Origin of the sequence: Micromonospora sp. URMC 107, from assembly GCF_051386315.1 — a bacterium.
GTDB lineage: Bacteria > Actinomycetota > Actinomycetes > Mycobacteriales > Micromonosporaceae > Micromonospora.
The window spans coordinates 85,828-108,992 of sequence record NZ_JBPQTK010000004.1; the positions used below are offsets into that span (position 1 = coordinate 85,828).

Annotated in this window: 21 protein-coding genes and 1 pseudogene; 9 read left to right on the top strand and 13 right to left on the bottom strand. The window is 75.0% G+C overall.

The annotated features are described in order from the left end of the window. Positions 1-3 precede the first annotated feature (3 nt). Positions 4-1,242, bottom strand: coding sequence for a tryptophan synthase subunit beta (gene trpB, locus ACSNN9_RS01715; RefSeq protein WP_436670847.1), 1,239 nt, complete (start codon positions 1,240-1,242; stop codon positions 4-6). An 81-nt stretch (positions 1,243-1,323) separates the two neighbouring features. Then, on the bottom strand, positions 1,324-2,127 hold the full coding sequence (trpC, locus tag ACSNN9_RS01720; RefSeq protein ID WP_436670868.1) for an indole-3-glycerol phosphate synthase TrpC: 804 nt from the start codon (positions 2,125-2,127) through the stop codon (positions 1,324-1,326). 490 nt (positions 2,128-2,617) lie between these two features. On the opposite strand from trpC, the gene ACSNN9_RS01725 reads away from it, so the two are divergent. Further along, positions 2,618-2,875: a hypothetical protein gene (locus tag ACSNN9_RS01725; RefSeq protein WP_436670848.1), complete on the top strand. Its 258-nt coding sequence runs from the start codon at positions 2,618-2,620 to the stop codon at positions 2,873-2,875. On the opposite strand, the gene ACSNN9_RS01730 is transcribed toward ACSNN9_RS01725, so the two are convergent. The 6 genes and pseudogenes from ACSNN9_RS01730 to ACSNN9_RS01755 form a co-directional block, all read right to left on the bottom strand. Next, positions 2,868-3,485: a Trp biosynthesis-associated membrane protein gene (locus ACSNN9_RS01730; RefSeq protein WP_436670849.1), complete on the bottom strand. Its 618-nt coding sequence runs from the start codon at positions 3,483-3,485 to the stop codon at positions 2,868-2,870. The two genes, ACSNN9_RS01725 and ACSNN9_RS01730, sit on opposite strands and share 8 nt — an antisense overlap. Further along, positions 3,482-5,071 carry an anthranilate synthase component I gene (locus tag ACSNN9_RS01735; RefSeq protein ID WP_436670850.1) on the bottom strand — a complete coding sequence of 530 codons (1,590 nt, stop codon included), beginning with the start codon at positions 5,069-5,071 and terminating at the stop codon, positions 3,482-3,484. The genes ACSNN9_RS01730 and ACSNN9_RS01735 overlap by 4 nt, the downstream gene beginning before the upstream one ends. Then, positions 5,068-5,505 (bottom strand): phosphoribosyl-AMP cyclohydrolase, encoded by a 438-nt coding sequence (gene hisI, locus ACSNN9_RS01740; protein WP_436670869.1) that lies wholly within the window; start codon positions 5,503-5,505, stop codon positions 5,068-5,070. The genes ACSNN9_RS01735 and hisI overlap by 4 nt, the downstream gene beginning before the upstream one ends. A gap of 180 nt (positions 5,506-5,685) precedes the next feature. Beyond that, positions 5,686-6,282: pseudogene (locus tag ACSNN9_RS01745) on the bottom strand (phosphoribosyl-AMP cyclohydrolase); the annotation flags it as partial. 178 nt (positions 6,283-6,460) lie between these two features. Beyond that, positions 6,461-7,465, bottom strand: a complete 1,005-nt coding sequence (locus ACSNN9_RS01750) for an aldo/keto reductase (protein WP_436670851.1) — start codon at positions 7,463-7,465, stop codon at positions 6,461-6,463. Then, positions 7,462-7,848 (bottom strand): MerR family transcriptional regulator, encoded by a 387-nt coding sequence (locus ACSNN9_RS01755; RefSeq protein WP_436670852.1) that lies wholly within the window; start codon positions 7,846-7,848, stop codon positions 7,462-7,464. The genes ACSNN9_RS01750 and ACSNN9_RS01755 overlap by 4 nt, the downstream gene beginning before the upstream one ends. 110 nt (positions 7,849-7,958) lie before the next feature. On the opposite strand from ACSNN9_RS01755, the gene ACSNN9_RS01760 reads away from it, so the two are divergent. From ACSNN9_RS01760 to ACSNN9_RS01770, 3 genes are all read left to right on the top strand, one after another. Next, positions 7,959-8,696 (top strand): ABC transporter ATP-binding protein, encoded by a 738-nt coding sequence (locus tag ACSNN9_RS01760; protein WP_436670870.1) that lies wholly within the window; start codon positions 7,959-7,961, stop codon positions 8,694-8,696. Then, entirely contained in the window at positions 8,693-9,430 is a 738-nt protein-coding gene (locus ACSNN9_RS01765; protein WP_436670853.1) for an ABC transporter permease, read from the top strand. The genes ACSNN9_RS01760 and ACSNN9_RS01765 overlap by 4 nt, the downstream gene beginning before the upstream one ends. A 101-nt stretch (positions 9,431-9,531) precedes the next feature. Continuing rightward, entirely contained in the window at positions 9,532-10,140 is a 609-nt protein-coding gene (locus ACSNN9_RS01770; protein ID WP_436670854.1) for a TetR family transcriptional regulator, read from the top strand. Between the two features lie 27 nt (positions 10,141-10,167). Here the strand turns inward: ACSNN9_RS01770 and ACSNN9_RS01775 are convergent, their stop codons facing one another. Next, positions 10,168-10,926 (bottom strand): DUF2470 domain-containing protein, encoded by a 759-nt coding sequence (locus ACSNN9_RS01775; protein WP_436670855.1) that lies wholly within the window; start codon positions 10,924-10,926, stop codon positions 10,168-10,170. A 68-nt stretch (positions 10,927-10,994) separates the two neighbouring features. Here ACSNN9_RS01775 and rpsD point away from each other — a divergent pair, with 68 nt between their 5' ends. Continuing rightward, the gene (gene rpsD, locus ACSNN9_RS01780) at positions 10,995-11,606 is read left to right on the top strand and encodes a 30S ribosomal protein S4 (protein ID WP_436670856.1); all 612 of its coding nucleotides are present in this window, start codon (positions 10,995-10,997) and stop codon (positions 11,604-11,606) included. Positions 11,607-11,664: 58 nt separating this feature from the next. On the opposite strand, the gene ACSNN9_RS01785 is transcribed toward rpsD, so the two are convergent. Beyond that, on the bottom strand, positions 11,665-13,392 hold the full coding sequence (locus tag ACSNN9_RS01785) for an ABC transporter ATP-binding protein (RefSeq protein ID WP_436670871.1): 1,728 nt from the start codon (positions 13,390-13,392) through the stop codon (positions 11,665-11,667). A gap of 269 nt (positions 13,393-13,661) precedes the next feature. Continuing rightward, positions 13,662-15,542 carry an ABC transporter ATP-binding protein gene (locus tag ACSNN9_RS01790; RefSeq protein WP_436670857.1) on the bottom strand — a complete coding sequence of 627 codons (1,881 nt, stop codon included), beginning with the start codon at positions 15,540-15,542 and terminating at the stop codon, positions 13,662-13,664. A gap of 148 nt (positions 15,543-15,690) precedes the next feature. On the opposite strand from ACSNN9_RS01790, the gene ACSNN9_RS01795 reads away from it, so the two are divergent. The 3 genes from ACSNN9_RS01795 (at position 15,691) to ACSNN9_RS01805 (ending at position 19,366) form a co-directional block, all read left to right on the top strand. Next, positions 15,691-16,320: a TIGR03085 family metal-binding protein gene (locus ACSNN9_RS01795; protein WP_436670858.1), complete on the top strand. Its 630-nt coding sequence runs from the start codon at positions 15,691-15,693 to the stop codon at positions 16,318-16,320. Between the two features lie 124 nt (positions 16,321-16,444). Beyond that, positions 16,445-17,398 carry a terpene synthase family protein gene (locus ACSNN9_RS01800; protein WP_436670859.1) on the top strand — a complete coding sequence of 318 codons (954 nt, stop codon included), beginning with the start codon at positions 16,445-16,447 and terminating at the stop codon, positions 17,396-17,398. 141 nt (positions 17,399-17,539) lie between these two features. After that, positions 17,540-19,366, top strand: coding sequence for an AMP-dependent synthetase/ligase (locus tag ACSNN9_RS01805; RefSeq protein WP_436670860.1), 1,827 nt, complete (start codon positions 17,540-17,542; stop codon positions 19,364-19,366). Positions 19,367-19,433: 67 nt separating this feature from the next. On the opposite strand, the gene ACSNN9_RS01810 is transcribed toward ACSNN9_RS01805, so the two are convergent. Next, on the bottom strand, positions 19,434-20,747 hold the full coding sequence (locus ACSNN9_RS01810; RefSeq protein WP_436670861.1) for a low temperature requirement protein A: 1,314 nt from the start codon (positions 20,745-20,747) through the stop codon (positions 19,434-19,436). 84 nt (positions 20,748-20,831) lie between these two features. After that, complete coding sequence (locus ACSNN9_RS01815; protein ID WP_436670862.1) at positions 20,832-22,289, bottom strand: PLP-dependent aminotransferase family protein; 1,458 nt, start codon at positions 22,287-22,289, stop codon at positions 20,832-20,834. A 58-nt stretch (positions 22,290-22,347) separates the two neighbouring features. Here ACSNN9_RS01815 and ACSNN9_RS01820 point away from each other — a divergent pair, with 58 nt between their 5' ends. Then, complete coding sequence (locus tag ACSNN9_RS01820; RefSeq protein ID WP_436670863.1) at positions 22,348-23,001, top strand: YczE/YyaS/YitT family protein; 654 nt, start codon at positions 22,348-22,350, stop codon at positions 22,999-23,001. Positions 23,002-23,165 lie beyond the last annotated feature (164 nt).

A 23,165-nucleotide genomic window follows, 5' to 3' on the forward strand; every position in this document is an offset into this window, starting at 1 on the left:
TTCTCACTGCTCCTTGTCGAGGATGCCGAAGTAGTCGCCGGCGGTGTGCACGTCCTTGTCGCCCCGGCCGGAGAGGTTGACCACGATGGTGGGCTCCCGGCCCAGCTCCGCGGCGAGCTTCGGGGCGACCTTGAGGGTGCCGGCGAGCGCGTGGGCGCTCTCGATCGCCGGGATGATGCCCTCGGTGCGGCAGAGCAGCTCGAACGCGGCCATCGCCTCGTCGTCGTTCACCGGCAGGTAGGTCGCGCGGCCACTGTCGTGCAGCCAGGCGTGCTCCGGCCCGACGCCCGGGTAGTCCAGGCCGGCGGAGATCGAGTGCGACTCGCACGTCTGCCCGTCCTCGTCCTGGAGCACGTACGTCCGGGTGCCGTGCAGCACCCCGGCGGAGCCGCCGGTGATGCTGGCCGCGTGCCGGCCGGTCCCCACCCCGTCGCCGCCGGCCTCGAAGCCGTACAGCCGCACGTCCGGGTCGCCGACGAAGGCGTGGAAGATGCCCAGCGCGTTGGAGCCGCCGCCGACGCAGGCGGTGACGGCGTCCGGCAGCGCGCCGGTCAGGTCCAGGCACTGCTGGCGCGCCTCGTCGCCGATGCCCCGGACGAAGTCACGGACCATCGCCGGGAAGGGGTGCGGCCCGGCGGCGGTGCCGATCAGGTAGTGGGTGTCGTCGACGTTGGCGACCCAGTCGCGCATCGCCTCGTTCATCGCGTCCTTGAGGGTGCGCGAGCCGTTGGTGACCGGGACGACGGTGGCGCCGAGCATCCGCATCCGGGCCACGTTGAGCGCCTGCCGCTCGGTGTCGACCTGGCCCATGTAGACCACGCAGTCGAGGTCGAACAGGGCGGCGGCGGTGGCGGTGGCGACGCCGTGCTGGCCGGCGCCGGTCTCCGCGATCACCCGGCGCTTGCCCATCCGCCTGGTCAGCAGGGCCTGGCCGAGCACGTTGCGCACCTTGTGCGCCCCGGTGTGGTTGAGGTCCTCCCGCTTGAGCAGCACCCGCGCGCCGACCTTGGCGGAGAACCGCTCGGCCGTGTAGAGCAGCGAGGGGGTGCCGGCGTAGTCGCGCAGCAGGGCGGCGAACTCGGCCCGGAACGACTCGTCGGCCATCGCCGCGCGGTGCGCGGCGTCCAGCTCGTCCAGCGCCGCGACCAGCGCCTCCGGTACGAACCGGCCGCCGAACCGGCCGAAGTGGCCGGCGGCGTCGGGCAGCGGGCCGACCGGGGCGGCCGCCGCGTCGGCGCTCATGCCGACACTCCGCTTCGCTCCGTGCGCTCGCTGCACTCGCTCATGGGATCGTCCTCTCGGTGCTGACGAACCGGCGCGGGGTCAGCGCACCGGGCGGGGCGTGGCCGGGTGGTTGCCGGCGTTGACCAGCTCGGCCACCGCCTCGCGGGGGCTCTTCTGGGTGACCAGGCCCTCGCCGACCAGGACCGCGTCGGCGCCCGCCGAGGCGTACCGGATGAGGTCGTGCGGTCCGCGCACCCCCGACTCGGCGATCTTGACGATGCTGCTGGGCAGGCCGGGCGCGATCCGCTCGAACACCGAGCGGTCGACCTCCAGCGTACGCAGGTTGCGGGCGTTGACCCCGATCACCTGGGCGCCGGCCTCCAGCGCGCGGTCGGCCTCCTCCTCGTCGTGGACCTCGACCAGCGCGGTCATGCCCAGCGACTCGATCCGCTCCAGCAGGCCGACGAGGGCGTTCTGCTCCAGGGCGGCGACGATCAGCAGCACCAGGTCGGCGCCGTGCGCGCGGGCCTCGTGCACCTGGTAGCTGGAGACCACGAAGTCCTTGCGCAGCACCGGGACGTTGACGGCGGCCCGGACGGCGGCCAGGTCGTCGAGCGAGCCGCCGAACCAGCGCCCCTCGGTGAGCACGCTGATCGCCCGCGCGCCGCCGGCGGCGTAGTCGCCCGCCAGGTCGGCCGGATCGGCGATCTCGGCCAGCCGCCCCTTGGACGGCGACGAGCGCTTCACCTCGGCGATCACCGCGACGCCCGGCTTGCGCAGGGCCGCGTACGCGTCCAGCGGCGGCGGTGCGGCGGCGGCCAGTTCGCGGATCCGCTCCAGCGGAACCTGCTCCTGCCGCCGGGCGACGTCCTCACGCACGCCGGCCAGGATCTCGTCGAGCACGCCTACGGACGCCGCCGGACCGGCCTCGTCCCCCTCCGCGTGCGCATGCTCAGCAGTCACCAACGGACTCCCCTCTCCGGGTGTCATGGGCCGATGCTAGGGGGCGCCACCTGGCGACAGGTGCCGGGGGTATGGCGTGCCTCACGAGATGGGCTGGGGCATAATGGCCGACCTCCGGTGAACGGGGTGTCACGCTGGGCGACCACGCCCACCCGCGAGCGCCACCCGACCATCCCCGCCTCCGCCACCCTGGTCATCGACGTGATCCTATCCGTTGGCGCGGCCGGCCGCCCGCTCGGCGCCCGCCGCCGACGTCCGTCGATCCTGTGACGTACCTCAAGGCCGAACGGCCCTTTGCCTGGTGGCGGCCCCGGAAGCAGAGTTGACGTGTCCGTCACCACGGCGAAACGTGAACCAGCCAGCATCGTCCTCGGGCAGACTCGATGACGCGCCTGCCCCACCGTCACCAACGAACCTCTGCGGGGTGATCATGAGCACTGTCGAGTCGCACCAGCCCATCGGGCTGACGACCGTCTCGCGTACCGTCGCGTCGCTCGCCGTCGGCGTGGTCCACACCCTGGAGCGCGCCGTGGTGGGCGAGGCCCGGATGCGCACCGCGCGGGGCAACGCCTGGGAGGCGGTCTGCGCCGACCGGGCCCGGGCGGAGCAGCGGGCCGAGCTCGACCGCCTGGTGGCGGAGCTGGCGGCGGCCCGGGCCGCCGCCCGCGAGCGCCAGCCGGTCAGCTGAGCGTCGGGTCCTCGCCCCGGTCCAGCGCGTCCCACGCCTGGGTGGTGTGCCGGCCGGTGACCCGGCCGCCCTCGCCCCGGGCGGCCGGCGCGGCGTCGTCCGCGGGCCGCCGCTCGTAGCGGGCGCCCATCGCCGGCCACCCGCGCCCCCGCAGCGCCGTCAGCAGCCCGCCCGCCGTGGCGAGCACCCCGCCGAGCACGCAGAGCGCCGGCCAGTGCCGGGCGACCTCGCCGTCGAACGCCGCGACCAGGCCGTAGCCGCCGCCGGCCGCCACGGCCGCCCCGAGCCCGCACAGCAGCCCGCCCAGCAGCCGCCGCGCCCGGCCCCGGGTGGCGAGCACGGCCCCGCCGCCGGCCAGCCCGACCAGGGCCAACGCCGGCAGCCAGGGCAGCAGGCCGGCGCCCGTGCGGGCGTCGCGGACCGGCGGCAGCGGGGTGGGCCGGGCGGTCAGCTCGACCGCCCAGGTGCGGGTCGACGCCCACAGCGCCAGGCCCGCGCCGGCCACGCAGAGCAGCACGGCGTACGTCAGCTCGCGCCGGCGCGCGCCCCGGCCCGCGTCCGTCGCGGCAGTCGTTCCCGGCTCCCGGCCGCGCGGCTCGGCGGCCGTCATCGGGCGGGCCGGAGGGTCTCGGCGGCGGCGATGGCGGCGAGCACGGCGGCGGCCTTGTTCCGGGTCTCCTGGTCCTCGGCGGCCGGGTCGGAGTCGGCCACCACCCCCGCCCCGGCCTGCACGTACGCCCTGCCGTCGCGCATCAGCGCGGTGCGGATGGCGATCGCCATGTCCAGGTCGCCACCGAAGCCGAAGTAGCCCACGGTGCCGCCGTAGAGGCCCCGCCGGACCGGCTCCAGCTCCTCGATGATCTCCATGGCCCGCACCTTGGGCGCGCCGGAGAGGGTGCCGGCGGGGAAGGTCGCGGCCAGCGCGTCGAAGGCCGTGCGGTCCTCGCGCAGCGTGCCGACGACGGTCGAGACGATGTGCATGACGTGGCTGTAGCGCTCGATGGTGGCGAACTCCGGCACCTCGACCGTGCCCGGGCGGCAGACCCGGCCCAGGTCGTTGCGGCCCAGGTCGACCAGCATCACGTGCTCGGCGCGCTCCTTGGGGTCGGCGAGCAGCTCCGCCGCGAGGCGCGCGTCGGCCTCGGGCGTGCCGCCGCGCGGCCGGGTGCCGGCGATCGGGTGCAGCAGCGCCCGCCGCCGCCCCTGGGCGTCGCTGGTCACCTTCAGGTGCGCCTCCGGCGAGGAGCCGACGATGTCGAAGCCGTCGAAGCGCAGCAGGTACATGTACGGGCTGGGGTTCGTCGTGCGCAGCACGCGGTAGACGTCCAGCGGGTCGGCGTGGGTGTCCCGCTCGAACCGCTGGGACAGCACGATCTGGAAGCACTCGCCGGCCCGGATCGCCTCCTTGGCCGCCTCGACGGCCTTCGGGTAACCGCCCTCGGGCGTACGGCTGCGCACCTGGCCCGCCGGGGGCCGCTCGACGGTCGAGACCATCGGCGGGATCGGCCGCGACAGCGCGGTGGTCATCGCGTCGAGCCGCCCGACCGCGTGGTGGTACGCCGCCGCGACCTCGGCGTCGCGGTCCGGCTCGGACAGCGGCGGCAGGATCGCGTTGGCCACGAGGATCGCCGAGCCGTCGTAGTGGTCCAGCACCACCAGGTCGGCGGCGAGCATCATGCCCAGCTCGGGCACGCCGAGGTCGTCCTCGGTCAGCTCGGGCAGCCGCTCGAAGCGCCGGATCAGCTCGTAGCCCAGGTAGCCGACCATGCCCCCGGTCAGCGGGGGCATGCCGCTGGCCGCGTCCCACGCCGGGCCGGCGAGCGCCTCGACGGTCTCGCGCAGCACCCGGACCGGGTCGCCGGAGGTGGGCAGGCCGGCCGGGGGCCGCCCCGTCCACACCGCGACCCCGTCCCGCTCGGTCAGCGTGGCGCTGCTGCGTACGCCGATGAACGAGTACCGCGACCAGGCCAGGCCGGCCGAGCCGACGCCCTGCTCGGCGGACTCCAGCAGGAACGTCCCCGGACCGCCGGCGAGCTTGCGGTAGACGCCGACCGGGGTCTCCGCGTCGGCGAGCAGCCGGCGGGTGACCGGGACGACCCGCCAGCGGGCGGCCAGCCCGGTGAAGGCGGCCAGGTCCGGGCTGACCGCGCCGTCGGTGCCGGACCCGCCGCCGGGCGTCGCGCGCTGCCCGGTCACCGGGCCTGCGCCCCGTCCCCGCCGACCGGCAGCTCGGTGAAGAAGCAGGTGCGGTGCCCCGTGTGGCAGGCCGCGCCGACCTGGTCGACGTCGACCAGCAGCGCGTCGCCGTCGCAGTCCAGCGCCACCGCGCGGACGTACTGGTGGTGCCCGGAGGTGGCGCCCTTGACCCAGTACTCCCGGCGACTGCGCGACCAGTAGGTGGCCCGGCCGGTGGTCAGGGTGCGGTGCAGCGCCTCGTCGTCCATCCAGGCGACCATCAGCACCTCGCCGGAGTCGTGCTGGCGGACCACGGCGGCCACCAGGCCGTCGGGGGTGCGGCGCAGCCGGGCGGCGATGGCCGGGTCGAGCCGGGACGGACGGACCGTGCCGTCGGCCGCGGGCTGCTGCGGACTGGGGTGGGCGCCGGTCACGGGCGCGTCAGGTACGGGCACAGTGACCCATTGTCCCGCACGGGGCGCGGGCACGGGCGACGGCTCCCGCTGGGGCCGCGGCGGCCGGTGGGCGGGCCGGGTCAGCTGATCGACGTAGCGGTCCAGCCGGCCGTCGGTCAGGGCGTCCGCCAGGTCCGCGCCGGCGGCCCGCGCGACCTCGGCGGCGTACGGGCGGATCAGCGGCAGGACGCCGGTGACCAGGCGGGCCGCGGCGGCGCAGAGCTGGCCGACGGAGCCGGGCCGCAGCCCGAGGCAGAGCAGCAGGTCCTCCCGGTAGTGCGGGGGCGCCACCGGCAGGTCGAGGGCGGCGGCGAAGGCCGCCCGCCGGGACGTCACCCGGACCGTGGGGTTGGCCAGCCGCAGCACGGACGGGCAGAGCCGGGCCAGATCGGCGGCGGCCAGCCGGACGCCGAGGTGGTCGTCGGCGTCCCGCGCGCCGGCCACCTTACCGAGCGTCGCGATCAGCTCCTCCAGCTGCGGCTCGCCGGCGGGGTGGCAGAGCACCGGCAGGTCGATCCGGGGCCGCCAGTGCGGGTCCGCCCACAACAGCCGGGCCGGCGCCGTGACCGGCAGCCCGAACGCCCAGTCGGCCGGCTCGCCGAGGCGGGTCAGCCAGGAGCGGACGTCGCGGGCGGCCACCGAGACGTGGGTCAGCCGGCCCCCGTGCTCGGCCAGGAACGCCCGGCGGGCGGCGTACGGGGCGCCACCGAGCAGCACGTCGACGTCGACGTCGCTGTGCGCGGTGGCGGCCCGCCGGGCGTGGCTGCCGCGCAGCATGATGCCCACCACGGGCTGCTCGGCCCCGGCCCGCAACCGGGCCGCCCATTCGCCCAGGAACCCCTCGTCCGGTGACGCAGCGTGACCCACGGCGCCATCGTGCCGTACGTCCGATCAGCGCGCAATGCCCGATGCCACGCCTGATGCCCGTTGGCGGACCCGCTGTCCGGTCCGAAGGCTAATGCCCGACCAACCGCATCGCCGCTTCGGGGTACCGCGCGCCCGCGACCGCGCCGGGCGGCACCGCCTCGCCCAGCCGGGCGCGCTGGGCGGCGGTGAGCCGGATGTCGGCCGCCGCCGCGTTCTCCTCCAGCCGGTGCACCCGCCGGGTGCCGGGGATCGGGAAGACGTCCTCGCCCTGGGCGAGCAGCCAGGCCAGCGCCGCCTGGGCGGGGGTGCACCCGATCTCGCCGGCCACCGCCCGCACCTCGTCGACCAGCTTGAGGTTGGCGTCGAGGTTGCCCTCGGCGAAGCGCGGCGCCCGGGCGCGCCAGTCGTCGGCCGCGAGCTGCTCGCGGCCGGTGATCGTCCCGGTCAACAGCCCCCGCCCCACCGGCGAGTACGCGACCAGCGCCACGCCCAGCTCCCGGCAGGTGGCCGACATCTCGCCCTCGACGTCCCGGCTGAACAGCGAGTACTCCATCTGCACCGCGGTCACCGGGTGCACCGCGTGCGCCGCCCGCAGGGTCGCGGGGCTGACCTCGGACAGGCCGATGAGCCGCACCTTGCCGGCGGCGACCTGCTCGGCCATCGCGCCGACGGTCTCCTCGATCGGCGTCGCCGGGTCGCGCCGGTGCAGGTACCACAGGTCGACGACGTCCACCCCGAGGCGGCGCAGGGAGGCGTCGCACGCCTCGCGCGCCCAGGCGGCGCTGCTGTCCACGTACAACCCGGGGCTGCCGGTGCCGCCGGTCGCGTCGCCGCGCACCCGGTTGCCGAACTTCGTGGCCAGGAAGACCTCGTCGCGACGGGCCCGCACCACCGGGGAGAGCAGCTCCTCGTTGCGGCCGTGGCCGTACAGGTCGGCGGTGTCCAGGTGGTTCACCCCCAGGTCGAGCGCGCGGTGCAGGGTGCGGGTCGAGCCGGCGTCGTCGCCGGCGCCGTAGGCGTAGCTCATCCCCATGCAGCCCAGCCCGATCGCGGAGACCTCGGGCCCGGACGCGCCCAGCTTCCGGCGGATCATCGGCACCCCTCCGCCCGGCGATAGTTGTCGATCTTGTAGTTGAGCACCTTCAAGTCCTCCTCCAGCTCGGCCATCCGGGACAGCACGCGGGCCCGGTGCGTCTCGAAGAGCGCCCGCCGGGCGGCCAGGGTGGCGTCGCCCTGCCGGGCCAGCTCCGCGTAGCGGCGCATGTCCCGCACCGGCATGCCCGTGCGGCGCAGCCGGGTGAGCAGGAACAGCCAGTCGACGTCGCGTTCGGTGTAGCGACGGCGCCCGGCCGAGTCGCGTCCGACCGGGGCGACGAGGCGCTCCTGCTCGTACCAACGCAGCGTGTAGGTGGTCAGGCCGACCCGCTCGGCCGCCTCGCCGACGGTCAGGGTCGCCTCCCGGATGGTGATGTCCACGCCCTCCAGGCTTCCAGTTCGAGTGCACGCGAAGTCAACCGTTGCGGCCCGGCGAACATCTCCACTAGCGTCGAGTTCAACGCATGATGAGTTTCTCCGGGGAGGCGCCGGTGGACGAGGCGATCGCCGTCCGCGACCTGGTGGTGGAGCGGGGCGGGCGGCGGGTGCTGCACGGCGTCAGCGCGTCCGTGCCACGCGGCGTGGTCACCGGGCTGCTCGGCCCGAGCGGCAGCGGCAAGACCACGCTGCTGCGGTCGGTGGTCGGCGTGCAGGTGCTCGGCGCCGGCTCGGTGACCGTGCTGGGGCGCCCCGCCGGGTCGCCCGAGCTGCGCCGTCGCGTCGGCTACCTCACCCAGGCGCCCAGCGTCTACGCCGACCTGACCGTGCGGGAGAACGCGCGCTACTTCGCCGCGCTGCACGGCCGGGGCCGGGCCGAAGCCGACCGGGCGGTCGCCGAGGTCGGGCTCGCCTCGGCCGCCGGCCAACTGGTCGGCACCCTCTCCGGCGGGCAGCGCAGCCGGGCGTCGCTGGCCTGCGCCCTGGTCGGCGAACCGGAACTGCTCGTCCTCGACGAGCCGACCGTCGGCCAGGACCCGGTGCTGCGGGCCGACCTGTGGGCCCGGTTCCACGCCATGGCCGCCGCCGGCACCACCCTGCTGGTCTCCAGCCACGTCATGGACGAGGCGGCCCGCTGCGACCGGCTGCTGCTGATCCGCGAGGGGCGGCTGATCGCCGACGACACCCCAGACGCGGTCCGCGCCGCCGCCGGCACCGACGACCTGGACGAGGCGTTCCTGCGGCTGATCAGGGCCGGCGCGGCGGGCGCCGCCGGACGGGAGGCGTCGTGAACCCCCGGATCCTGGCCGCCACCACCGGCCGCATCCTGCGCCAACTGCGGCACGACCGGCGCACCGTGGCGCTGCTGCTGGTGGTCCCGTCGGCGCTGCTCGCCCTGGTCCACTCCATGTACGTCGACCAGCCGTCGACGTTCGACCGGGTCGCCCTGGTGATGCTCGGCTTCTTCCCCTTCGTGGTCATGTTCCTGGTGACCAGCATCGCGATGCTGCGCGAACGCACCACGGGCACGCTGGAGCGGCTGCTCACCACCCCGCTGGGCAAGCTCGACCTGCTCTTCGGCTACGGCATCGCGTTCGGGCTGGCCGCGGTGCTCCAGGCGGTCGTCGCGTCCGTGGTCGCGTACGGGGTCCTCGGCCTGGACACCGCCGGCCACAGCGGGCTGGTGGTCATGATCGCCGCGCTGAACGCCGTGCTCGCCGTCGCGCTCGGGCTCTTCTGCAGCGCCTTCGCCCGCACCGAGTTCCAGGCCGTACAGTTCATGCCGGTCGTGGTGGTGCCCCAGTTGCTGCTCTGCGGGCTCTTCGTGCCCCGGGGCGAGATGGCCGGTTGGTTGCAGGCGGTCAGCGACGCGCTGCCCCTGTCGTACGCCGTCGAGGCGCTCCAGGAGGTCGGCGCCCACGCCGAGCCGACCGGCACGATGTGGCGGGACGCGGCGGTGGTCGCCGGCGCGGCGGCGCTGGCGCTGGTGCTCGCCGCGGCCACCCTGCGGCGGCGCAGCGGCTGAGACGCCGTCCTGGCCGGCAGGCGCAACCGGGGCCGGCCCACGGCACGGCGGTTCCCCGGGCGGGCCGACGACGAGGCAGCACGACGGAGCGAAGGGCGGCGATGGCGCGGCGGACCGGACGACGACCCGGCAACCCGGACACCCGGCAGGCCATTCTCGACGCGGCCCGCGCCGCCTTCGCCGAGCGGGGCTTCGACGGGTCCTCGATCCGGGCCGTCGCCGCCGCCGCGCAGGTGGACCCGGCGCTGGTGCACCACTACTTCGGCAGCAAGGACCGGCTCTTCCTGGCGGCGATGCACGCGCCGGTCGACCCGGCCGAGCTGCTGCCGAGGGTGCTCGCGGGGGACCGCGCGGGTCTCGGGGAGCGGCTGGTGCGCACCTTCCTCGGCGTCTGGGACTCCCCGGCCGGCACCGCCGGCGTGGCCCTGCTGCGCTCGGCGGTGAGCAACGAGTGGACGGCCCGGCTGCTGCGCGAGTTCCTGGTCACCCAGGTGCTGCGCAGGATCCTCGACCAGCTCGACGCCGACCCGGCCGAGCTGCCGCTGCGCGGCTCGCTGGTGGCCAGCCAGCTGATCGGGCTGGCCATGATGCGGCACGTGGTCCGGCTCGAGCCGGTCGCCTCGGCCGCCCCGGAGACGCTCGTCGCGGCGGTCGGCCCCACCGTGCAGCGCTACCTGACGGGCGACCTCGCCGAGGTCTTCGCCGGCTGACCGGACGGCCGGGGCGGCACCTCCCGGTCAGGCGTGGTCGGCGTGCCGGGGCGCGGCATGGCGGCAGACCAGCGGGTGCAGGAGGCGGGTCAGCTCCGCCTGGCAGTCCAGCGGACGCGGGAACGCCAGCCGGACGCGCCGGCGGGCGCCGGGTCGCCCGTGGGTGACAAGCAGGCCGTACCGGTCGATCCGGACCACCCGGGGCGCGGTGCCGGGTGCGCCGTCGGCGAGGCCGAGCTGGCGGCGCAGGTACCCGGCCACCTCGGTGGCGTGGTGGTCGGCGAGGTCGGCCAGGAGTTCGGCCTCGACCGCGTGCAGCGGGTCGGGCTCCGCCTCGGCGTACGCCTCCGGGTCGATGCGGCGGACGGTGTCGCCACGCTCCCAGCGGGCCTCGACCACCTCGAAGCGGTGCAGCCGGAACCGGGTGCCGACGTCGAGCAGGTCACCGGCCGGCTCCACGGCCGCGAAGTCCAGCGCGGCGCGGCGCTCCTCCTCCCCGTCCAGCCGGGCCGTCCAGCCGGAGACCCAGGCCCGGCCGAGGCTCGGCGCGCCGGCGGCGGGCGGCAGGTCCAGCACGTCCAGCACCAGCGCCACCTCGGACTCGCCGTCGGCGGGGCGCAGCGCGGCGGCGAGGTCGCTGACCACCGGCACGAGCAGCAGCACCCGTCCGTCCGGATCGGTCACGTGCCGGACCTGGTGCGGGCCGGGCCGGTGCGCGACGTGGGCGATGCCGGGCAGCCGGCCGGCGACGAGGGTGCGGACGATCTCCGCCGGGCTGGGCCGCATGGACGACTCCTTCATAGGTTAGCCTTACCTAACTCGGAGACTAGAGCACCGGATCGGAGACGTCCAGCGTGAACCACCCCAGGCCCAAGGCCCGACTCTCCCGCGCCCTCGGCATCCCGCTGACCCGCAAGTGCGTGCGGTACGTCGAGCGGCGCCCCTTCCCGCCCGGCGTGCACGGCCGGCAGCGCCGCAAGACCTCGGACTACCAGGTGCGCCTGCTCGAGAAGCAGCGCCTGCGCCACCAGTACAACGTCAGCGAGACCCAGCTGCGGCGCGTCTTCGACGAGGCCGCCCGCAGCGCGGGCAAGACCGGCGAGAGCCTGGTCGCGCTCCTGGAGCGACGGCTCGACGCGGTGGTGCACCGGGCCGGCCTGGCCCGCAGCATCTACCAGGCCCGGCAACTGGTCGCGCACGGCCACTTCACCGTCGACGGGCGGAAGGTCGACCGGCCGTCGTACCGACTGCGCCCGGGACAGGTGGTGGCCGTGCGCGAACGCAGCCGCGCGTCCCTGCCGTTCCAGCTCGCCGCCGCCGGCGCCAACGCCAGCGAGGGCCCCGGCCAGCCGTACCTGTCGGTGGAGCTGGCCGAGCTGCGGACCACGTTGCTGCGCGAGCCCGCCCGGCACGAGGTGCCGGTGATCTGCGACGAGCAGCTGGTGGTGGAGTTCTACTCCCGCTGACCACCGCGCGCGGCCCGGCACCCGCCCGGGCCGCGCGCCGCCGGTGCGTCGGGTCCGCTCAGCGGGTCTGCTCCAGCCAGGAGGCGTAGAGCAGGCCGTAGACCGACTCCGGGTCGCGGACCAGCTCGTCGTGCGGGCCGCGCTGCACGATCCGGCCCCGGTCCACCACGATCACCTCGTCGGCGGCCTGCGCCGTGGAGAGCCGGTGCGCGATCGCGAGGGTGGTACGCCCCCGGGTCACCGCGTCCAGGGTGCGCTGCAGCCGCACCTCCGTGGCCGGGTCGACCGCGCTGGTCGCCTCGTCCAGCACCAGCAGGTCCGGATCGGCCACGTACGCACGGGCCAGCGCGACCAGCTGCCGCTCCCCCACGCTCAGCGCCTCGCCGCGCTCCCCCACCGGGGTGTGCAGACCCGACGGGAGCCCGTCCAGCCAGTCCGCCAGCCCCAGCTCGGTGAACGCCGCCGCGAGCTGCTCGTCGGTCAGCTCCGGGCGGGCGAAGCGGACGTTCTCCGCCACCGTGGCGTCGAAGAGGAAGCCGTCCTGCGGCACCATCACCACCCGCGAGCGCAGCGAGGCGAACCGGACCCGCTCCAGCGGCACGCCGGAGAGCAGCACCTGGCCGGCGGTCGGGTCCATCAGCCGGGTGAGCAGCTTGGCGAAGGTGGTCTTGCCGCTGCCGGTCTCGCCGACCACCGCCACCCGGCTCTTCGCCGGGATCTCCAGGCTGACGTCGTGCAGCACGGGCGGACCCCCCGGGTACGCGAAGCGCACCCCCGCGAAGCGGATGTCCAGCGGACCGGACGGCAGCTCCCGCCCCTGCTCGCCCGGGTCGGCGACGTCGGGCTCGACGTCCAGCACGTCCAGCACCCGGCGCCAGCCCGCGATGGCGTTCTGCGCCTCGTTGAGCACCTCGGTGGCGATCTGCACCGGCTGGATGAAGAGCGTGACCAGGAAGAGGAAGGCGGTCACCTCGCCGACGCTCAGGGTGCGGTCGGCGCCGAGGGTCACCCCGAGCACCACCACGCCGGCCAGCGCCAGGCCGGCCGCCAGCTCCCCGACCGAGCTGCCCATGATGCTGATCCTGATCGCCCGCTGCTGCGCCCGCCGCTGGCCGTCGATCGCCTCGTCGAGCCGGCGGGCCGTCCGGCCGGCGATCCCGTAGGCCCGGATCACCGGCGCGCCGACCACGCTCTCCCCGATCGCGCCGAGCAGCGTCCCCGTGCGCTGCCGGACCACCCCGTAGGCCCCCGCGAGGCGACGCTGGAGCAGCCGGATCACGAAAACGGCGGGCAGGAAGGCGGCGAAGACCACCAGCGTGAGCTGCCAGGAGTACGCGAACATCACCAGCGTGGTGACCGCCAGCTGACCGAGGTTGATCACCAGGATCACGCCGCCCCACTGGAGGAACTGGGTGATCTGGTCGACGTCGCTGGTCACCCGGGAGACCAGCGAGCCGCGCCGCTCCGACTGCTGGTGCAGCATGGACAGGTCGTGCACGTGCCGGAACGCCCGGATCCGCACGTTGGCCAGCGCGGTCTCGCTGACCGTGAAGAGCCGGCGCATCATCAGGTAGCCGCAGAGCGTGGTCACCACCAGCACCCCGACGGTCACGGCGACCACCGTCCAGACCACGCCCAGGTCCAGGCCGCCGACGATGCCGTTGTCGATGCCCTGCTGCACCGCCACCGGGACCGCCGCCCGGCCGACCATGTAGACCAGGGCCAGGCCGAGCGTGCCGGCGAGGCCGACCCGCAGCTCCGGGGAGAGCGCCAGACCGCGGCGCAGCGTCTGCCAGGTCGTCTCGGGGGTCTCCGGGGTCTCGGCGTCCCCGGACGTCTCGGCCGCCCCGGTCTTCCTCGCCGTGTCGGTGGTAGTGGTCACCGGGCCCGCCTTTCGTTCGCGACTGCGGGGCTCCGCTCCGCTGCACTCCTCGCGCTCACCGGGCCCGCCTTTCGTTCGCGACTGCGGGGCTCCGCTCCGCTGCACTCCTCGCGCTCACCGGGCCCGCCTTTCGTTCGCGACTGCGGGGCTCCGCTCCGCTGCACTCCTCGCGCTCACCGGTCCACCTCGATCTCCAGGCCCGACGTCAGCGGGGCGACCTCGTCGTACGTCTCGTCCTTGGCGTGGTCGACCTCGGCCTGCTCGTAGGCGGTGACCAGGTCGGCGTAGCCCGGCACCGTGGCCAGCAGCTCCGCGTGCGGGCCTCGGGCGAGCACCCGGCCCTGTTCCAGGTAGACCACCTCGTCGGCCAGCGCGATGGTGGCCTGCCGGTAGGCGACCACCAGGATCGACGCGGCCGGCTCGCCGGCCTCCCCCGCCGAGGAACGCAGCCCGGCCAGGATGGCCGCCTCCACCCGGGGGTCGACGGCGCTGGTCGCGTCGTCGAGGACCAGCAGGCGTGGCCGGCCCGCGAGCGCGCGGGCCAGGGTGAGCCGCTGCCGCTGGCCGCCGGAGAGCGAGGTCCCCCGCTCGCCGACCTTCGTGTCGAGACCGTCGGGCAGGGCCGCGACGAAGCCGTCCGCCTCGGCCAGCCGCAGCGCGGCCCAGACGTCGTCGTCGCCGATGCCCGGCCGGTCCAGGCTGACGTTGGCCCGCACCGTGTCGTCGAAGACGAACGGCACCTGGGCGACCAACGCGGCGTTGTCCGCCAGCGACGCGGCGGTGAGCCGGCGGACGTCCACCCCGTCCAGGCGCACCGTGCCGGCCCTGGGGTCCACCAGCCGCACCGCCAGCGCGGCGATCGTCGACTTGCCGGCGCCGGTCGGCCCGACCAGGGCGACGGTCTTCCCGGCGGGCACGGTGAAGGAGACCTCGCCCAGCACCTCCGTGCCGGGCAGGTGCGCCTCGGCCGGCTCGTAGCCGAAGCGGACGCCGGAGAACGCGAGGGTGGCCGGGCGGGGCTGCGTCCCGTCGAGCGTCGTGTCGCCGTACGACATCTCGCCGGTGGCGTCGAGCACCCGGCTGACCCGGTCCCAGCCGGCGACGCTGCGCGGCAGCTCGGCCAGCACCCAGCCGATGGCCCGGACCGGGAACGCCAGCACCGTGAAGAGGAAGGCGACGCTGATCAGCTCGGCGACGGTGAGCTCGCCCTGCCGCAGCCGGATCGATCCGACCACCAGCACGGCGAGGGTGCCGAGGCTGGGCAGGGTCTCCAGCAGCGGGTCGAAGACGCCGCGCAACCGACCGACCGCCACCAGCGAGTCGCGCAGCTCGCCCGCGCGGGCGGCGAACCGGTCGGTCTCCTGCGCCTCCCGGCCCATCGTCTTGACCACCAGGGCGCCGTCGAAGCTCTCGTGCGCGATGCCGCTGACCTCGGCGCGCAGCCGCTGGGCCCGGGCCTGCCGGGGGGCCATCCGGCGGGAGTAGGCGACGTTGAGGGCGAAGAGCGCCGGGAAGACCGCGAGACCGACCAGGGCCAACGCCCAGTCGGTGACGAAGAGCGACGCCACCGCGCCGACCAGCATCACCAGGGTGCCGACCGCGAACGGCAGCGGGGCGATCGGGTACCAGGCGGCCTCGACGTCGGAGTTCGCGTTGGACAGCAGCGTGCCGGTGGCGTTGCGGTGGTGCCAGGACAGCGGCAGCTCCAGGTAGCGGCGGGTGACCCGGCGCCGGTAGGCGGCCTGGAGGCGGTACTGCATGTAGCCCGCGCCGAGCCGGCGGCCGAAGATGCCGGCCACCCGCAGCACGCTGATGCCGAACAGCGCGACGGCCGCCAGGGCGAGCCCCCCGACCCCGACCGCACCGCGCTCGATCGCCGGCACCACCACGTCGCCGACCACGGCGCCCACCACGTAGGCGCTGGCCACCGTCATGGCGCCGAAGAGCACGCTGCCGGTCACCGCGACCGCGAAGATGCGCGGCTCCTCCCGGATCGCCCGCCCGAGGACGGCCAGCCCCCGAACCAGCACGTCCCGACTCGTCCTGCTCGCCACGCTCTCCCCTGCCGTAAGCCGCAATTATCTACCTTCATCCTTACCGGTCTGGGCCAGCTCCGCCGCCCCGGTCCGCTATGTCCACCGTCACGGCCGCCCCGGCCGACTCGGCGCGCCGAGTGCCCCCCACGCGCCTACGATCGGTGCCATGCCGCGGTACGCCCGATCGGAGCGCGAGGCGCTCGCCGACCTGATGCAGACGCTGGGACCGGACGCCCCGACGGTCAACGAGGGATGGACCACCCGCGACCTCGCCGCCCACCTGGTGCTGCGGGAGCGCCGACCCGACGCCGCCGGCGGCATCCTGCTCCCGCCGCTGCGCGGCTACTCCGAGCGGGTGCGCCTGCGCGTCGCCGCGCGCCCCTGGCCGCGCCTGCTCGACCAGGTGCGCCGGCCGCCGGTGTGGAGTCCCGTCAGCAACCCGGTCACCGACGAGCTGGCCAACACGCTGGAGTTCTTCATCCACCACGAGGACGTGCGCCGCGCCCGCCCCGGCTGGCTCCCGCGCGACCTGAAGGCGGGGCTGAACGCGGCGCTCTGGAAGCGGTGCGCAGGGCTGGCCCGGCTGGCGCTGCGCCGGTTCCCGGCCGACGTCTTCGTCCAGGCACCCGGCTACGGCGAGCTCTCCGTCGGCCGGGGCGGCGAACCCGTGCGGGTGGTGGGCGCGCCGGGCGAGCTGGCCCTGTTCCTCAGCGGCCGGCAGCGGGTGTCCCGGGTGCAGATCGACGGGCCGGCGGCGTCCGCCGAGCGACTCCGGGGCACCGACCTGGGCATGTGACGCCGTGTGCATAAGCAGTCACATTCCGGCCTGAGAAGACCTCTCCCCAACGATCGCGGCCGATCCCTGCTGCCGTACGCTGTCTCGCGCCGTCCCGTCGGGGGACGGAGCGACAGGGGGCACCATGCGGACCTTTGCGGTCTCGGCGCTACGGGAACCCCCCTTTCCCTCGCGCCAGCACGACGCCACCGGACGGGTGGCGCAGGAGAGCACCGAGTGGGCGCTCGACCAGGGGCTGATCAGTAACGGGCACCGGCTGCACCGGCTACGCCGGGCCGACGCCGCCGGGCTGGCGGGGCGGGCATGCCCGGAGGGCCCGGTCGACGGCCTGCGGCTGCTCGCCGACCTGATCTCCTGGCTGTTCGTGGTCGACGACGCCTGCGACGAGGACGGCCTCGGCGACTCCCCCACCCGGCTGGCGCCGACCGTCGCCGCCCTGCTGGACGTGCTCGACGGGCGGGAGGGCCGGACCGACGGGCCGGGCGCCGCGGCCGGGCCGCTCGGCGCGGCGCTGGGCGACCTGTGCCGGCGGGCCCGCGCCGCCGGCGGGCCGGTGGCGCTGCTGCGCTTCGTCGGCGACGTGCGGGAGTACCTGCTGGCACTGCTCTGGGAGGCGGCGAACCGGGAGCACGGGCGGGTCCCGGGGCTGGCCGAGTACGTCCAGATGCGCCGGCACACCGGCGCGGTCCACCCCAGCTTCACCCTCACCGAACTGGCCACCGGGGCACTGCCGGACGCGGCGCAGCGCACCGAGCCTTCGCTGGTCGCCCTCGACCTGCTCGCCGCCGACCTGGTCTGCTGGTGCAACGACGTCTTCTCGTACGGCAAGGAGCACCTCGGCCAGCCGGACGCGCACAACCTGGTGGCGGTGATCGCCGCCGGGCGGACGGACGGCGACCAGTCGTCGGCCCTGCGGGCGGCGGCCGACCGGTTCAACGAGGCCCTCTCGGCGTACCTGGCGACGGAGGCGGCGCTGCTCGCGACGGGCGACGACGGCGTGCGGTCGGCCCTCACCGCGCGGCGCAACTGGATCCGGGCCACCTACGACTGGTCACTGCGGGCGGCCCGGTACGCCTGAGCCGGGCGGCCCATCCGCCGAGACGTGGCCCAGCCGTGATCGACAGGGCTAGCCGATGCCCGGGCGCAGGCAATACCCTTCGGTAACGAACACCCGACGTGACCGTGGTCACGTCTCCACCCCCCGAAGGCGGCTACAGCGATGGCTCTCGATGTACCGTACCGTTCCATCCCCGACATGTTCCTCAAGCGCGTGGCGGCGTCCCCCGACCGCGACGCCTTCGCCCACCCGGCCCCCGACGACTCCGGGCCGGTCTGGCTGAGCTGGGAGCAGATGGCCCGTCGCGCCAAGGCGGTCGCCGCCGGGCTGCACGGGCTCGGTGTCGGCCTGGAGGATCCGGTCGCGATCCTGGCGAACACCCGGCTCGACTGGGTGATCGCCGACCTCGGCATCATGTGTGCCGGTGGCGCGACCACCACCGTCTACCCCACCACGGAGCCCGACGACGCGACCTACATCATCGCCGACTCCGGCTCCCGGGTGCTGTTCGCCGAGAACCCGGCCCAGGCCGCCAAGATCGCCGGCGCTGACCTGCCCGCGCTGACCCACGTCGTGCTCTTCGACGGCGCCGCCGACCCGGCCGCCGCCGTCCCCCAGCTCACCCTCGCCGAGTTGGAGGAGCAGGGCGCCCGCGCGCTGGCCGCCGAGCCCGACCTGATCGAGATGCTGGTCGCCGGGATCGGCCCCGAACACCTGGCCACGCTGATCTACACCTCCGGCACCACGGGGCGCCCGAAGGGCGTCGAGCTGCTGCACGGCGGCTGGTGCTGGGAGGGCGTGGCGCAGGCCGAGCTCGGGCTGCTGCGCGAGAACGACCTGCAGTACCTCTGGCTTCCGCTGTCGCACTCGTTCGGCAAGACCCTGCTCTGCGGGGCGATCCACGTGGGCCTGCCGACGTACGTCGACGGCCGGGTGGACAAGCTGGTCGAGCTGCTCTCGGTGATCCGGCCGACGCTGATGTGCGGCGCGCCCCGGGTGTTCGAGAAGGTCTACAACAGGGCGGTGACGACCGCGCAGGACGCCGGCGGCGCGAAGGCGAAGATCTTCGCCTGGGGCGTCCGGGTCGGCAAGGAGAAGGTCGCCCTGGAGCAGGCCGGCAGGCCCGTCCCGACGGGGCTGCGGCTGAAGTACACCGTGGCGGAGAAGCTGGTGTTCAGCAAGCTCCAGGCCCGCCTCGGCGGCCGGATCCGGGTGCTCGTCTCCGGCGCCGCCCCGCTCAGCCCGGAGATCGCGACCTTCTTCGCCGCGGCGAACCTGCCGATCTCCGAGGGCTACGGCCTCACCGAGACCAGCGCCGGCAACTTCGTCAACCCGCCGGACGGGCTGCGGATCGGCACCGTCGGCAAGGCGATGGGCGACCTGGAGTGCCGGATCGACACCGACGGCGAGATCCTGGTGCGCGGCCGGCCGGTGATGCGCGGCTACCACAACCTGCCCGAGGAGACCGCGGCCGCGTTCACCGAGGACGGGTTCTTCCGCACCGGCGACATCGGCACCCTGGACGCCGACGGCTACCTGAAGATCACCGACCGGAAGAAGGACCTGGTCAAGACCTCGGGTGGCAAGTACATCGCGCCCTCGCACATCGAGGGAATGTTCAAGGCCACCTGCCCGTACACCTCGCAGGCGGTGGTGATCGGCCAGGCCCGCAACTACTGCACGATGCTGGTCACGCTGGACCCCGACGCGATCAAGGGCTGGGCCGCCGGCACCCCGCTGGAGGGCCGCGACTACACCGAGATCGTCGCCTCGCCAGAGGCGAAGGCCATGGTCGAGGGCTACGTGGCCGAGCTCAACGCCAAGCTCAACCGCTGGGAGACGATCAAGAAGGTCGCCATCCTGCCGCGCGACCTGACCATCGAGAACGGCGAGATCACCCCCTCCCTCAAGATCAAGCGCCGCGGCGTGGAGAGCAACTTCGCCAGCGAGATCGAGAAGATGTACGCGGGGTCGCTCGCCGAACTCTGAGCGCGCGACGCCGGCGGCCCCCGTTCCGACGCGGGGCCGCCGGCCGCCCGGGTGACGGCCGCCGGACTCAGAGGTGGTGGCCCCGCCACCGCGTCTGCTCGGCCTCGGAGGCGAGCTGTTCCTCCAGCGCCACCTGCCGCACGCGCCGCCGACGTGGGGCGTCGACGACCGTCTGCACGGCGACCGTCAGCACGGCGGCCACCGCCAGCATGGCCAGGGCGACCAGTTCCGGCAGCCGCCCGGCCACCGGGGTCAGCGCGGTGAGCAGCGCCACCCCGCCGATCGTCGGCCAGCGCGCCGCGCCCAGCATCCGGCTCCCGAGCATGATCAACGTGAGCAGGTAGAGCGCGACCCCGCCGAAGAGGGCGAGCATGTCGAAGCCGGGCAGCGGCACCCCCCACTGCGGGGTCGTTGGGTCGGCCCCCTCGTAGATCAGCCCCTTGAGACCCAGGGCGAACAGGATCACGCCCGTGATCAGCGGCAGGTGCAGGTAGGTGTACACGTCCCGGGCCAGCCCGGCGCGGGTGCGCCGCTCCCGGGTGCGGTGCAGCACCTGCTCCATGGCCAGCGCGAGGGTGTCGAAGTACGCCCACCACAGCGCCGCCACCACCGCGATGCCGAGGAGCGCCGCGATGATCACCGGCCAGGTCAGCGGCAGGGCGGCGTCGGGGCCCGGCCCGAGCCCCAGCGCGATGATCGACTCGCCGAGCGCGACCATGATGATCAACGCGTGCCGTTCCGCCCAGTGCCCCGCCGAGAGCACCGTCCACCCGGCGCGGTGCTGGGCCAGGCCGGCGCCGTACTCCACGCCGAGCGCGGTGACCCAGAACGCCAGCCGCAGCCCCGCCTCGGCGCCGCCGTCGAAGAGCCGCTGCGGCACCAGCGCGGCGGCCAGGATGAGCCCCGTCGCCACCAGGAAGGGCAGGACCAGCACGGGGGTGCGCCGGCGCACCTCCCGGTCGGTGCGCACGGCCCAGAGGAAGACGGTCACCTGGGTCGCGCGGACCAGGAAGTAGCAGAGGGCGAAGACCACCGGGCCGGGCAGCCCGCCGGGGCGGTCGACGAACGCCTTCGGCAAACTCAGCGCGAGCACGAAGACGGCGGCGGAGACCGCGAACCCGACCAGCGGCGCGATCCCCTGGTCGGTACGGACCACGTTGCCCAGCGCGGCGAAGCCGCTCCAGCACCACCAGAGCAGGGCGAGCACCACCAAAAACCGGACCAGCCCGCGGGTGTCCAGGTTGCCGGCGGTCACCGTGGTGACGTTGAGGAAGGCGAAGACGAAGACGAGGTCGTAGAAGAGTTCGAGCCGGGTGGTGCGGGACCCCGGTGCGTTCGGCAGGATGCCGCGCGGCCACCGTATCCCCCGCACGTCCTCCACCTGCGCAGTCTCGCAGCCGCAGGACTGGGCGCAGGCGTGATTGACCGACCCGGCAGGGAGCCCCCGGCCGGCGCGCCGGCCCCCTCAGGCGATGACCGCGGGTTCCCGCCACTGCGACCGACCGCCCCGGTCCAGGTCGTACCGGACGGCGGCGATGCGGCCGACCGCCTCGACCAGGTCGGCGGCCGGCAGGGTGAACGGCAGCCGCAGGAAGCGCTCCAACGTGCCGTCCAGGCCGAAGCGGGGGCCGGGCGCCAGGCGTACGCCGACCTCCTCGGCGGCCCGGGACAGCGCGCTGGAGATCGGCCCGTCGAGTTCGGCCCAGAGGGTCACCCCGCCGTGCGGGACGGTGACCCGCCACTCGGGCAGGCGCTGCGCGAGCGCCGCCAACAGCGCGTCGCGCTGGGCGGTCAGCTGGGCCTGGCGCGCGGCGACGATGGCCGGCGCGTCGGCGAGCAGGTGGACCGCGACCAGCTGGTCCAGGACCGGGCTGGCCATGTCGACGCCGACCCGGGCGGCGGCGAGCCGCTGCACCTGCGGGGCGGAGGCGCGGACCCAGCCGATCCGCAGACCGCCCCAGAAGGGCTTGCTCATCCCGCCGATGGTGACCACCCGGGAGTGCCGGTCGAAGCTGGCGGTCGGCGGGGGCAGCATCGTCCCGTCCAGCGGCAGGTCCACGAAGGACTCGTCGACGACCAGGTCGGTGCCGACGGAGTGCGCCGTGGCCACCACCCGCTCCCGCAGCGCGGCCGACATCAGGTGCCCGGTCGGGTTCTGGAAGTCCGGGATCAGGTACGCCAGCTTGGGCCGGGCCTGTCGGAGGCCGCCGAGCAGCAGGTCGGCGTCCCAGCCGGGCTCCTCGACGGCCAGGCCGTGGGTGGTGATCCGGGCCCGGCGGGCGGCCAGCGCGGCGAGCGCGTTCGGATAGCTGGGCGCCTCGACCAGCACGTTGCCGCCGGGGGCGAGGGCCAGGCGGAGCACCAGGTCGAGGGCGTGCTGGGTGCCGTTGGTGACCATGATCTGGTCGGGCGAGGTGGGCAGGCCCCGGTCGGTGTAGGCGCGGGCCACCGCCTCGCGCAGCTCGATGATCCCGGTCGGGTGGTAGCCGGCGCCGCCCAGGTAGCGGGGCAGGTCCTCGGCCGCCGCGCGGGCGGCCGGCAGCAGCTCGGGCGGCGCGGCGAGCGCGGCGACCCCGAGATCGATCATGTCCCGGTCGTCCAGCGGGGTCCAGAGCCCGGTGCTCGCCACCCGGTGGGTGCCCGGGAGCATCGTCCAGCTGCCGGCACCCCGCCGGCTGGCGAGGTGCCCGCTCTCCCGCAGCTCCCGGTACGCGGCCGTGACCGTGGTCCGGCTGATCTTCAGCGCCTCGGCCAACTCCCGCTCGGCGGGCAGCCGCACGCCCAGCGGCAGCCGGCCGTCGGCGAGCAGCCCGCGGACGGCGCCGGCCAGGGCGGCGTAGTCGGGGCTGCGCCGCCGGCCGGGAAGCGCATGCCACTGACCGAGGAGCCGGGCCAATTGGACACCCCGAACCTGACTCGTCATGGCCACTCCTCCAGGATTGGCTCTTACGTTGCGCCAATTGGCCTTTAGCGTGGCATGGGTGACACCGATTGGCAATCTCCGGCATCGCCCCGCGCGGCGGCTCACCCAGCTCTACGCGGGCCTCGTCCTCTACGGCGTGAGCATGGCCCTGATGATCAACTCGGAGCTGGGCCTGGACCCGTGGGACGTGTTCCACCAGGGTCTGTCCGAGCTGACCGGGCTCTCCTTCGGCACCGTCACCATCGCGGTGGGCGCGCTGGTGCTGCTGCTCTGGATACCCCTGCGTCAGCGCCCCGGCCTCGGCACGGTCAGCAACGTCCTGGTGGTCGGGCTGGTGGTGGACGCGACGCTCGCGCTGCTGCCGGCCGGCGGGTCGCTGGGCGTACGGGCCGGGGTGCTGGTCGCCGGCATCGTGGCCAACGGGGCGGCGACGGGCCTCTACCTCGGGGCCCGTCTCGGGCCCGGCCCCCGCGACGGCCTGATGACCGGCTACGTCGCCCGTCGGCCCGGCCGCTCGATCCGGCTCGTCCGCACCGTCATCGAGATCACGGTGCTGGCGCTGGGCTGGCTGCTCGGCGGGACGGTGGGCATCGGCACGGTCGCCTACGCGCTGGCCATCGGCCCGCTGACCCAGGTCTTCCTGCCGCTGTTCACCGTCCCCGGGCCGCAGCACCCCGCCCCGGGCCCGGCCGCGCCGCTGCCCGCCGCCTGAGCCACCCGGCCACGCCGCTGCCCGCAACCTGACGCGGCCGGCGCCTGGCGTGGCCGCGCACCTGCCGCCCGCCGTGGCCCGCGCCTGGCGTGGCCGCGCACCTGCCGCCCGCCGTGGCCCGCGCCTGGCGTGGCCGCGCACCTGCCGCCCGCCGTGGCCCGCGC

Coding starts and splice junctions, on each gene's coding strand:
- trpB (WP_436670847.1), bottom strand. CDS start 1,242: ATGAGCGCCGACGCGGCGGCCGCCCCGGTCGGCCCGCTGCCCGACGCC.
- ACSNN9_RS01725 (WP_436670848.1), top strand. CDS start 2,618: ATGAGCACTGTCGAGTCGCACCAGCCCATCGGGCTGACGACCGTCTCG.
- ACSNN9_RS01730 (WP_436670849.1), bottom strand. CDS start 3,485: ATGACGGCCGCCGAGCCGCGCGGCCGGGAGCCGGGAACGACTGCCGCG.
- ACSNN9_RS01750 (WP_436670851.1), bottom strand. CDS start 7,465: ATGATCCGCCGGAAGCTGGGCGCGTCCGGGCCCGAGGTCTCCGCGATC.
- ACSNN9_RS01770 (WP_436670854.1), top strand. CDS start 9,532: ATGGCGCGGCGGACCGGACGACGACCCGGCAACCCGGACACCCGGCAG.
- ACSNN9_RS01775 (WP_436670855.1), bottom strand. CDS start 10,926: ATGCGGCCCAGCCCGGCGGAGATCGTCCGCACCCTCGTCGCCGGCCGG.
- ACSNN9_RS01795 (WP_436670858.1), top strand. CDS start 15,691: ATGCCGCGGTACGCCCGATCGGAGCGCGAGGCGCTCGCCGACCTGATG.
- ACSNN9_RS01800 (WP_436670859.1), top strand. CDS start 16,445: ATGCGGACCTTTGCGGTCTCGGCGCTACGGGAACCCCCCTTTCCCTCG.
- ACSNN9_RS01805 (WP_436670860.1), top strand. CDS start 17,540: ATGGCTCTCGATGTACCGTACCGTTCCATCCCCGACATGTTCCTCAAG.
- ACSNN9_RS01815 (WP_436670862.1), bottom strand. CDS start 22,289: ATGACGAGTCAGGTTCGGGGTGTCCAATTGGCCCGGCTCCTCGGTCAG.